This window comes from Acidovorax sp. Root267, assembly GCF_001429215.1.
Classification (GTDB): Bacteria; Pseudomonadota; Gammaproteobacteria; order Burkholderiales; family Burkholderiaceae_C; genus Acidovorax; species Acidovorax radicis.
This window is the reverse complement of sequence record NZ_LMJC01000022.1, coordinates 17,408-28,794: the sequence shown is the minus strand read 5'-3', so window position 1 is coordinate 28,794 and position 11,387 is coordinate 17,408. Positions and strand designations below refer to the sequence as shown.

Sequence of the window (11,387 nt, the reverse complement as noted above, 5' to 3'; positions counted from 1 at the left end):
GCGGAATGATACCGCGCCGCCTGACAGCCACCGGTCCTCGGCGGCACGGTAGCGCCCCACAGCCAGGGCACAACGGAAACATTTGGAAAAAATGGGGGCTGCCGCTTATCCAGCAACGATTCATTGCTACCAATATTGATACTCCCCGCAGTACCAGCAAGGCCCCGGGGCCGGATTGGAGCAGGGTTCCCGGGCTACGCGTCCTGTGCGTCTTGCGCGTCCACCCCATTGGTTTTGCGCACCAGCGCCTCGAACTCCGCCACCGGCACGGGCGGGCTGAAGAGGTAACCCTGCCAGGCGTGGCAGTTGTGGCGCTCCAGAAACTCGCGCTGGGCCTCGGTTTCCACCCCTTCGGCAATCACGCGCAGGCCCAGGCTGGTGCCCAGCGCCACCACGGTGCGGGCGATGGCGGCGTCGTTGGGGTCGGTCAGCACGTCGCGCACGAAGCTCTGGTCGATCTTGAGCTGGTCCAGCGGCAGGCGCTTGAGATAGGCCAGCGACGAATATCCGGTGCCAAAGTCGTCCAGCGAGAAGCCCACGCCATACCCCTTGAGCTGGCCCATCTTCTCGATCGTGTCTTCCACGTCCTGCAGCAGCAGGCCTTCGGTCATCTCCAGCTTGAGCTGGGGCCCCTGCGCCCCCGAGCTGGCCAGTGCCGCCAGCACCTGGGCCACAAAACCGCTCTGGTGGAACTGGCGCGGGCTCACGTTCACGGCCATGCCCAGCACCGCCAGGTCGGGGTGTTGCGCCCAACGCGCCAGCTGTGCGCAGGCCGCCTGCAGCACCCACTCACCCAGCGGGAGGATGAGGCCGGTCTCCTCCGCCAGCGGGATGAAATGTGCGGGCGAGACAAACCCATCGCGCGGGTGGCGCCAGCGCAGCAATGCCTCGGCCCCGGTGATGCGGCCCCGGTCGATCTGTGGCTGGTAGTACAGCTCGAACTGGCCCTGGGCCAGGCCAATGCGCATGTCCAGCTCCAGCGCGGCGCGCGCGCTGACGGCCGCCTGCATCTGGGGGTCGTAAAAGCGCAAGGTGTCACGGCCCGCATTCTTGGCCTGGTAGAGGGCCAGGTCGGCCCGCTTGAGCAGCTCGTCCACCGTCTCGCGCATCCCGCTGAAAATGGTGACCCCCATGCTCAGCGAGCTGTGGTGCGCGGCGCCATTGAGCAGGTAGGGCTCCCGCAGTGCAGTCAGGATGCGCTGGCCGACTTCTTCGCTGCGGGCTGCGGCGTCCTCCGGGTTGTCGCCCAAGTCTTCCAGCACCACCACAAACTCGTCACCCCCCTGGCGGGCCACGGTGTCGTCTTCGTGCACACAGCTGCGCAGCCGGTGCGCCACCTGCAGCAGCAGGTTGTCGCCGCTGTCGTGGCCCCGGGTTTCGTTGAGTGTCTTGAAATTGTCCAGATCCAGCAGCAGCAAGGCGCCGCTGCGCTGGTGGCGGGCACTCGTGGCCAGCGCCTGCTGCAGGCGGTCCATGAGCAGGCGGCGGTTGGGCAGGCGGGTGAGCGGGTCGTAGTAGGCCAGGTAGTTGATCTCTTCCTCGGCCGCCTTGCGCTGGCTCAGGTCCTGCATGGTCACAAGGTGCCCGCCCTCCACCACCACGCCGGACACCTCGACCGGGCGCCGCGTGCCATCGGCGCAGCGGATGGTGTATTCGCTGGCGGCTATCACCCCGTCACCCGCCAGCGCCTGCTGCGCGGCCCTGCGCCAGGCCCCGTGGACAGCGGCGCGTTCGGCTTCGTCGGGGTAAGCGCGCTGCCACCAGGTTTCCACGTCCGGCACGTCTTCCGCCGTGTAGCCACAGATCTGGACATAACGCGCGTTGCGAAAACTGATGCGCCCGTCGGGCTGGACCAAGCACAGCCCCATGGGCAGGTGCTCCAGGATGCCGCGCAGCCGGTGCTCGTTGCTGCGCAGGGTGTCTTCCATGCGCTTGCGCGCCGTGATGTCCTGCACCACCGCGATGTGGTGGTCGGGCTTGGCCCCCGGCACCCACATGGGCGACACCGTGAGGTCTACCCACACCACCTGCCCGTTCTTGTGGAGGTAGCGCTTTTCCAGCCGGTATTCGGGCACATCCCCCTTCTTCAGGCGCTCCAGATGCTGCGCGTCTGTCTCCAGGTCGTCTGGGTGGATGAGGGCCTGGACCTGGAGCGCCCGCATTTCCTCGGGGCTGTAGCCCACGATGTCGCAATAGCGCTGGTTGGCGCGCAGAAATTGGCCGGTGGAGGTATCGAGCAGCGCCACGCCCACGCTGGCCTGGTTGAACAGGGCATGAAAGCGTTCTTCGCTCTCGTGCCGGGCTTCGTCGGACGCCTGGGCCCGCGCAAGGGCCAGCGTGCGCTGGCGCATCAGCAGGCCCACGGTAGATGCCAGCAGCAGCGAGACCAGGGCGCCGCCCAGGCCGACCAGCACGGGCAGCCGCGCCTCGGACGGCGACAGGAACGAGCGCGAAGGGTGGAAGGTGAGGCGCCAGCGCCGGTCATGCACCTGCAACTCGCGCACAAAGGGCGACGCGCCCGGCAGCGCCGCGGAAGACTGCGCGAGCAAGGGCCGCACCGTGGTGTCGGTGGAGCCCGCCCGGACCGAGCCGTAGTCTTCCATGGACACCACAATCCCATTGAGCAACCCCTGGCTGCCCAACGCCTGCACCAGGTCGAACACCCGGATGGTCGATGCCACGGCACCGATGAAACGCGGCTCTGGTGTGCCCGCCGTGTAATCGAACACCGGCACGCGGATCACGAAACCGGGGCGGTGGGTTTCCTCCTGCAGCAAATCGAACGGTGCCGAGGCCACCGTGTGGCCACTGTCCCGGCTGTACTGCATGGCGGCCAGGTTGGTGGGCTGGGCGCTGATGTCCAGGCCCAGCACACTTTCGTTGCCGGCCATGGGCCACAGATACTCCGCCACAAAATACTCAGCCCGCTCGCCCGGCGGCCGGATGGCAAAGTTGGGGTAGCCCTGGGTCGTCAGCGATGTGTCGGCGCGCACGCGGGTTTCATAGGCCGCCCGCTCGGCCCCGGGCACCCAGCGGGTGAACGACAGATTGCGCACACCGGGGTACCGCTGGCCCACCTCCAGGTCGCTGGCTGCACGCTCAAACTCCAGGCGCGTGAGGTGGGGATTGGCTGTGAACAGGCCACGCAGGCCGTTGACGACTTCGGTATGACCTTCGATGCGCTGGCTCAGCGCATCGGCAAACGCGCGCGCCTCCTGCATGAACCGCGCCCGTCCGACCTGGGCCACGGAATCGGCCTGTTGCCATGCCAGCCAGAGGCTCATCGTCACCCCGAGCACGGCCACGCTCAATCCGGCCATCCAGTACCGGTATCGACCGTTTTGCGTCAGAGGGGCCATGGCGTGGGGCGGGTTGGCATTCGGTATCAGAACAGAGCCTGGGCAGTGGTACTGGCGTTATGGGTATACGCGGCGGCGGCCGCACCAGGGCGCCGGGCAAAACGCAGGATAGCGGCAATCCGCCAGGCTTTGGAGCAACCTTCGGCATAACAACTGGTTACCAACCAGTTATTTGGTGGAAAGTGCCGTCAGCGCAACAGCCCCATGCGTCTTCAGCTATGAATTGATGAGTGATTTTTATAGTCTGGGTCAAGACGGCCTCGGTGCGTGGCTCACGGCCACCGGATACGGCGCGAACCGACTGCGGTTCTCGTTCACATCCAGCGCGCGCCCAATGGGCGGAAACGCACGCTGCGGGCAGGCGTCCCGCTCGCACACCTTGCAGCCCATGCCAATCGGCACGGCGGCCTCGGGGTTGGCCAGGTCCAGCCCACGGGAATACACCAGCTGCGGTGCATGCCGGATGTCGCAGCCCAGTGCCACCGAGAACTCCTTGCCGGGCACGCCCCACCCGCCCCCGCTGCGCGACACCGCGCGGGCCACCCACAGGTAGGCGCGGCCATCGGGCATGCGCGCCACCTGCGGCACGGTGCGGCCAGGCTGGGCAAAAGCCTCGTACACGTTCCACAGCGGGCAGGTGCCTCCGATCTTGCTGAAGTGAAAGTGTGTGGCCGACTGCCGCTTGCTGATGTTGCCCGCGCGGTCCACGCGGATGAAGAAGAACGGCACGCCGCGCGCGCTGGGCCGCTGCAAGGTGGACAAGCGGTGGCACACCGTCTCGAAACCCACGCCAAACTGGTGGCCCAGCCGGTCGATGTCGTAGTGCGCCGCTTCGGCCGCCCGCAAAAAGGCCGTGTAGGGCAGCACCAGCGCCCCCGCAAAGTAGTTGGCCAGGCCAATGCGTGCCAGCGCCCGGGCCTGGTCGCTGGACAACCCGGCGCTGTCGGCCAAGCGCTGCAGCTCGGCGCCCTGCTCCAGAAACGCCAGCTGCGTCGCCATCTGAAACGCGCGCTGCCCGCGCTCCAACCCCGCCGCCAGCTGCAGCAGCCCGGCCTCGGCCTGGAACACGCGCTGCGCCTGGCCAGGCAGGTCGGCCACGTCCACCACACGCACTCCGTGGGCCACGAGCAGGCGTTGGGCCAGTGCTTCGTCTGCACGGCCGAGCAGCAGTCCCCACTCGGCGGCGCATCGTTCGGCCGCGTCGTCCAGCTCGGCAATGTGGTTCTGGCGCGCAAAGAAGAAGTCGCGCACCTCTTCATAGGCCATGGGCGGATGGCTGGGCAGCGGGGCCACCCCACTGCGGTCATCCCCCAGGCCCCATTGCTTGTTGAGGCTGCCCAGCGCCTCCAGCCGTTCCAGCGCCTGGCGGTGCCGCTGGTGCAGTGCCAGCAGCGTGCGCGCCACGGCGGGCATGCCGGCGGCCAGCTCGCGGATCTCGGCCAGGGACACGGCATCGCCAGCGCCGTCTCCGGCGAGGCCCGCAGGCAGGTCCGCCAGCACCTCGCGCAGGCCGGTGATGAGGCGCGCCTCGTCGTCATCCGAAAAGCGCTGCACGTCCACGCCGAACACAGCATTGATCTTGAGCAGCACAGGCACCGTGAGCGGGCGCTGGTTCTGCTCCAGCTGGTTGAGGTAGCTGGCGGACAGGTCCAGCGCCCGCGCCAGCGCAATCTGGGTCATGCCGCGCTCTTCGCGCAGGCGGCGCAGGCGCACGCCCATGAAGGTTTTTTTCATTCCATCTTTCTCAGTGGCGCTTGGTAGCACCTTCACCATCATTCGCAATATTTGCAAATTGACGATTTTGCATTCGCAATCATTCGCCAATTCAGGACTTACAGAGGGATGCCATTGTGCGTAAATTGCGAAGCATGACAACCCCCACTGGCACCGTCGAGCTGACGGAAATCGTCTTCCCCGCCGAAGCCAACCACTACGGCACGCTGTTTGGCGGCAACGCCCTGCAGCTCATGGCCAAGGCGGCGTTTCTGGCAGCGCGCGGCGCCGCACAGCGCGATGTGGTGATGGCGGGCGTGACCGACGTGCGTTTTCTGGCCCCCGTGCCCGTGGGCCATGTGCTCACGCTGCGTGCCTGGGTCACCCGCGTCGGCCGCAGCTCGCTCACCGTGTGCGTGACCGGTCTGGCCGCCACGCTGGGCTCGCCCCCAGAAGAGGTGCTGAAGGGGATTTTTGAAATGGTGGCGGTGGATGGCAAAGGCCGCCCCGCTGCCATCACCAACACATATGTAAACCAGGAGACCGCATGACCACCACCGTTGAAACCCCGGGCTTCAAGCCCAAGAAGTCCGTCGCGCTCTCGGGCGTGACGGCGGGCAACACCGCCCTGTGCACCGTAGGCCGCACGGGCAACGACCTGCACTACCGGGGCTACGACATCCTCGACATTGCCGAGGTCTGCGAATTCGAAGAAATCGCCCACCTGCTGGTGCATGGCAAGCTGCCCACGCGCGCCGAACTGCGCGCCTACAAGGCCAAGCTCAAGGCCCTGCGCGGCCTGCCGATGAGTGTGAAGCAGGCGCTGGAGCAACTGCCCGCCGCCAGCCACCCCATGGACGTGATGCGCACGGGCGTCTCGGCCCTGGGCTGTGCGCTGCCTGAAAAGGACGACCACAACCTGCCCGGAGCGCGCGACATTGCCGACCGGCTCATGGCATCACTGGGCTCCATGCTGCTCTACTGGCACCACTGGGCCAGTTCGGGCCGTCGCATCGAGGTGGAGACGGATGACGACTCCATCGGTGCGCACTTCTTGCACCTGCTGCACGGATCCAAACCCAGCGCTGCCTGGGAGCGTGCCATGCACACTTCGCTCAACCTGTATGCCGAGCACGAGTTCAACGCCAGCACCTTCACCGCCCGCGTGGTGGCCGGCACAGGCAGCGACATGTATTCGGCCATCACCGGCGCCATCGGCGCGCTGCGGGGCCCCAAGCATGGCGGCGCGAACGAGGTAGCTTTCGAGATTCAGAAGCGCTACGACAGCCCGGACGAAGCCGAGGCCGACATCCGCCGCCGCGTGGAGGCCAAGGAGGTGGTCATTGGTTTTGGTCACCCGGTCTACACCGTGAGCGACCCACGCAATGTCGTCATCAAGGGCGTGGCGCGCGGTTTGTCGGAAAAGGCCGGTAGCACCAAGATGTATGACATTGCCGAACGGCTGGAGACCGTGATGTGGGAGGTGAAAAAAATGTTCCCCAACCTCGACTGGTTCAGCGCCGTGAGCTACCACATGATGGGTGTGCCCACCACCATGTTCACTCCGCTGTTCGTCATCGCACGCACCAGCGGCTGGGCGGCACACATCATCGAACAGCGGCAGGACAACAAGATCATCCGGCCGAGTGCGAACTACACGGGGCCCGAAGACCTGGCGTTCGTGCCGATCCAGGACCGCAAGTAAAACCAAACGGCCGAAGCCTCCTGCCCCACGCTCATGAACACTCTGTATCGCAAGAAGCTGCCCGGCACGCAGCTCGACTACTTTGATGCCCGCGAGGCTGTCGAATCTCTGCAACCGGGCGCCTGGGTCACCCTACCCTACACCGCCCGAGTCCACGCCGAAAACATCGTGCGCCGCGCCGATCCGGCCACCATCAACGACTGCCTGTACCAGCTTATCGAGCGCAAACGCGACCGCGACTTCCCCTGGTACCCGGCACGCGTGGTGTGCCACGACATCCTGGGTCAGACGGCCCTGGTGGACCTGGCGGGCCTGCGCGATGCGATTGCCAAGGAGGGTGGCGACCCGGCCCAGGTGAACCCCGTGGTGCCAGTGCAGCTCATCGTGGACCACTCGCTGGCCGTGGAGTGTGGCGGGTTCGACCCCGATGCCTTCGCCAAGAACCGCGCCATCGAAGACCGCCGCAACGAAGACCGCTTCCACTTCATCGAGTGGACCAAAAAAGCCTTTGCCAATGTGGATGTGATCCCGGCGGGGAACGGGATCATGCACCAGATCAATCTGGAAAAGATGTCGCCCGTGGTCCATGCCGAGCGTGGCGTGGCCTACCCCGACACCTGCGTAGGCACCGACAGCCACACACCGCATGTGGACGCACTGGGCGTGATCGCCATCGGCGTGGGCGGTCTGGAGGCCGAGAACGTGATGTTGGGGCGTGCATCGATGATGCGGTTGCCCGAGATCGTGGGCGTGGAGCTGACCGGCCATCGCCAGGACGGCATCACAGCCACCGACGTGGTGCTGGCGCTCACCGAGTTTCTGCGCAAGGCCAAGGTGGTGGGCGCCTACCTGGAGTTCTTTGGCGAAGGCGCAGCCAAGCTCACGATTGGCGACCGCGCCACCATCTCGAACATGGCGCCCGAATACGGCGCCACGGCGGCCCTGTTCAGCATCGACGAACAGACGCTGGAGTATCTGACGCTGACGGGCCGCGAGGCGGAACAAGTGAAGCTGGTCGCGACCTACGCCAAGGCAGCGGGATTGTGGTCCGACACCCTCAAAGACGCGGTCTACGCGCGCAACCTGGTGTTCGATCTGTCAAGCGTGGTGCGCAACCTGGCCGGCCCCTCCAACCCGCATGCGCGCGTGGCCACGTCCGACCTGGCGGCCCAAGGCATCGCAGGCCCCTGGGCCATGCCCGCACCACAGGACGGCACGATGCCCGATGGCGCCGTGGTCATTGCCGCCATCACCAGCTGCACCAACACCAGCAATCCGCGCAACGTGATCGCCGCAGCGCTGCTGGCGCGCAACGCCAACCGGCTGGGCCTCACGCGCAAGCCCTGGGTCAAGACCTCGCTGGCGCCCGGCTCCAAGGCGGTGGAGCTGTATTTGAAGGAAGCGGGTTTGCTGGCCGACCTGGAAAAGCTCGGCTTTGGCATCGTGGCCTTTGCCTGCACCACCTGCAACGGGATGAGTGGCGCGCTGGACCCTGCCATTCAGCAGGAGATCATCGACCGCGACCTCTACGCCACGGCCGTACTCTCGGGCAACCGCAATTTCGACGGGCGCATCCACCCCTATGCCAAGCAGGCCTTCCTGGCCTCGCCCCCGCTGGTCGTGGCCTATGCGATTGCGGGCACGGTGCGTTTTGACATCGAAAAGGACGTGCTGGCGATGGTAGACGGCCAGGCGATTCGCCTCAAAGACCTGTGGCCCAGCGACGCAGAAATCGACGCCGTGGTGAAAACTGCCGTGAAGCCCGCGCAGTACCGCGCCGTGTACGAACCCATGTTCGCCATCCGACACGACGATGGCCAGCGCGCGTCGCCACAGTACGAGTGGCGCCCGCAGTCCACCTACATCCGCCGCCCGCCCTACTGGGACACCGAGGGCATCGGTGCACTCGCCGCCCACCCGCGCACGTTGAAAGGCATGCGTCCGCTGGCCATCCTGCCCGACAACATCACCACCGACCACCTGTCGCCATCGAACGCCATCCTGCCGGACAGCGCAGCGGGCGAATACCTGGCCCACATGGGCGTGCCCGAGGAGGACTTCAACTCCTACGCCACGCACCGGGGTGACCACCTCACCGCCATGCGCGCCACGTTTGCCAACCCGCAGCTCGTCAACGAGATGGCCGTGGTGGATGGCAAAGTGAAAAAGGGATCGCTCGCCCGCGTGGAGCCCGAAGGCCGGGTCATGCGCATGTGGGAGGCCATGGAAACCTATCTGAACCGCCGCCAGCCGCTCATCATCATTGCCGGTGCCGACTACGGCCAGGGGTCCAGCCGCGACTGGGCCGCCAAGGGCGTCCGGCTGGCGGGGGTGGAGGTGGTGGTGGCCGAGGGCTTCGAGCGCATCCACCGCACCAACCTGATTGGCATGGGGGTGTTGCCGCTGGAGTTTGAGGCGGGGGTCAACCGAACCACGCTGGGGCTGGATGGGACGGAGACCTACGACGTGGAAGGCCACCGCGCGCCATGCGCCTGCCTCACGCTGGTCATCCGCCGTCAAAATGGGGGATGCGCCAAAGTACCTGTGACTTGCCGCCTGGATACGGCCGAAGAGGTTTCCATCTACGAAGCCGGTGGCGTCCTGCAGCGCTTTGCGCAGGACTTCCTGGCCGCCAGCCATGTGGAGCGAGGCACAGGCCATGAAAGGCCCCCGATTGATCTTCGTGGCCAAGCCATCGCCTGAAGTGGCCGCAGCGATGTGGAGGACCGTTGCACTCAATGGGCTGGACAGCAGCACCCTGTCCCCCCAGGACAACTGGCACCAGACCCTGTCAGACCGTTATGGGGACACCCCGGAGGTGCGCCAGAAAATGCTGCGCGTGGGCGCACGCGTGAGGGCGCAGGCCTGCACGCTGGTGCTCAACCGGATCCGCGACGGGGTGCACAAAGAACAGGGCAAAAACACAATCCACTGGTCCTTTAGGGCTCGTGGAAGGCCGCACTGCTTCGATGCTTTGCTTGTTGCCGTCCGACAAGCGTTGTACGAAGAAGGACTGGCAACGGAAACGGGCCACACACCACACAGCACGATCAGCTACTGGGCGCCAACCCGCCTGGGCCCCACCCGGATGGACCCGATTGCCTGGACCCTCGATGAACTTCTGCTGGTCGTGGGCGGCAACGGCAAAAGCTACAGCTACGAAACCATTGGCCGTTGGCCATTGCAGCCCGTACCGCCAGATCCCTCCAACACACAACTGCGGCTGTTTTGAATCGCCGTCACCCACCATCCGGCTGCACCGGCCTGCTCCTTCTTTCCCCCAATGTTCCCATCTCCTCAAATTCGAGTCCCGGCCACCTACCTGCGTGGCGGCACCAGCAAAGGCGTGTTCTTCCAACTGCAGGACCTGCCCGCCCCCGCCCAACAACCCGGCCCCGCCCGCGACGCCTTGCTGCTGCGCGTGCTGGGCAGCCCGGACCCGTATGGCAAGCAAATCGACGGAATGGGCAATGCCTCGTCGAGCACCAGCAAGGCCGTGATCCTGAGCCGCAGCACACGCCCAGGCCATGACGTGGACTACCTTTTCGGCCAGGTGTCCATCGACAAGCCCTTTGTGGACTGGAGCGGCAATTGCGGCAACCTCTCGGCCGCCGTGGGGCCGTGCGCCATCCACATGGGGCTGATCGATGCCGCACGCATTCCGCTGAATGGCAACCTCACCGTGCGGATTTGGCAGGCCAACATTGGCAAGACCATCGTGGCGCACGTGCCGATCACCCACGGGCAGGTGCAGGAGACGGGCGACTTTGAGCTGGACGGCGTGACCTTTGCAGCTGCCGAGGTGGCGCTGGAGTTCCTCGACCCTGCCGACGAAGGAGACGCGGGCGGATCGATGTTCCCGACCGGCAACGTGGTGGATACGCTGGAGGTTCCCGGCGTAGGCAGTTTTGCCGCCACGCTGATCCATGCGGGCATCCCTACCATCTTCCTGAATGCCCAGGACACTGGCTACGCAGGCACCGAACTGCAAGGCGACCTCAACGAGGACAAGGTGGCGCTTGCACGCTTTGAAGCCATCCGCGCCCACGGAGCCCTGCGCATGGGCCTGATCCAGAACCTGGGCGAAGCCGCCACCCGCCAGCACACCCCCAAGATCGCCTTTGTGGCACCCCCGACTGGCTACACCGCCTCCAGCGGCAAACGCATCGAGGCGCAAGACATCGACCTGCTGGTGCGCGCTCTCTCCATGGGCAAGCTGCACCACGCGATGATGGGCACGGCAGCTGTGGCCATTGGCACTGCCGCTGCCATACCAGGCACGCTGGTCAACCTGGCGGCGGGCGGTGGCGTGCGAAGCAGCGTGCGGTTTGGCCACCCCTCGGGCACCTTGCGCGTGGGGGCCGAGGCCCGGCAGAACGACGCTGGCGATTGGCAAGTCACCAAAGCCCTCATGAGCCGCAGCGCCCGCATCCTCATGGAAGGCTGGATCAGAGTGCCATCCCCCTGAGCGGCTGCGCCGCTTCCCCCTTCTCTCGCCTCGCTGCGCGATGCGGGAAGGGGGACGGCGCCAGCGCGGCGGGGCGGCCCTTGCGCGGCGCCCGCTGGCTTGGGCCGCGCCAGTTTCAGCAACACGAGCCACACCCGCTCAG

Annotated in this window: 7 protein-coding genes; 5 read left to right on the top strand and 2 right to left on the bottom strand. The window is 66.1% G+C overall.

The genetic code is table 11. The annotated features are described in order from the left end of the window. Positions 1–194 precede the first annotated feature (194 nt). Positions 195–3,359 (bottom strand): EAL domain-containing protein, encoded by a 3,165-nt coding sequence (locus tag ASE39_RS14185; protein WP_057271577.1) that lies wholly within the window; start codon positions 3,357–3,359, stop codon positions 195–197. Positions 3,360–3,608: 249 nt separating this feature from the next. Then, positions 3,609–5,093 carry a short-chain fatty acyl-CoA regulator family protein gene (locus ASE39_RS14180; protein WP_057271829.1) on the bottom strand — a complete coding sequence of 495 codons (1,485 nt, stop codon included), beginning with the start codon at positions 5,091–5,093 and terminating at the stop codon, positions 3,609–3,611. 134 nt (positions 5,094–5,227) lie between these two features. Here ASE39_RS14180 and ASE39_RS14175 point away from each other — a divergent pair, with 134 nt between their 5' ends. The 5 genes from ASE39_RS14175 to prpF are packed head-to-tail and all read left to right on the top strand — an operon-like array spanning position 5,228 to position 11,245. Continuing rightward, positions 5,228–5,623 carry a hotdog domain-containing protein gene (locus tag ASE39_RS14175; protein WP_057271576.1) on the top strand — a complete coding sequence of 132 codons (396 nt, stop codon included), beginning with the start codon at positions 5,228–5,230 and terminating at the stop codon, positions 5,621–5,623. Beyond that, entirely contained in the window at positions 5,620–6,777 is a 1,158-nt protein-coding gene (gene prpC, locus ASE39_RS14170) for a 2-methylcitrate synthase (RefSeq protein WP_057271575.1), read from the top strand. Before ASE39_RS14175 ends, prpC begins: the two co-directional genes overlap by 4 nt. A gap of 33 nt (positions 6,778–6,810) precedes the next feature. Next, positions 6,811–9,480, top strand: coding sequence for a Fe/S-dependent 2-methylisocitrate dehydratase AcnD (gene acnD / locus ASE39_RS14165; protein ID WP_057271574.1), 2,670 nt, complete (start codon positions 6,811–6,813; stop codon positions 9,478–9,480). After that, positions 9,437–10,009: a hypothetical protein gene (locus ASE39_RS14160; RefSeq protein WP_082615447.1), complete on the top strand. Its 573-nt coding sequence runs from the start codon at positions 9,437–9,439 to the stop codon at positions 10,007–10,009. The genes acnD and ASE39_RS14160 overlap by 44 nt, the downstream gene beginning before the upstream one ends. Before the next feature lie 51 nt (positions 10,010–10,060). Then, entirely contained in the window at positions 10,061–11,245 is a 1,185-nt protein-coding gene (gene prpF, locus ASE39_RS14155) for a 2-methylaconitate cis-trans isomerase PrpF (RefSeq protein WP_057271572.1), read from the top strand. The last annotated feature ends 142 nt before the right edge of the window (positions 11,246–11,387 follow it).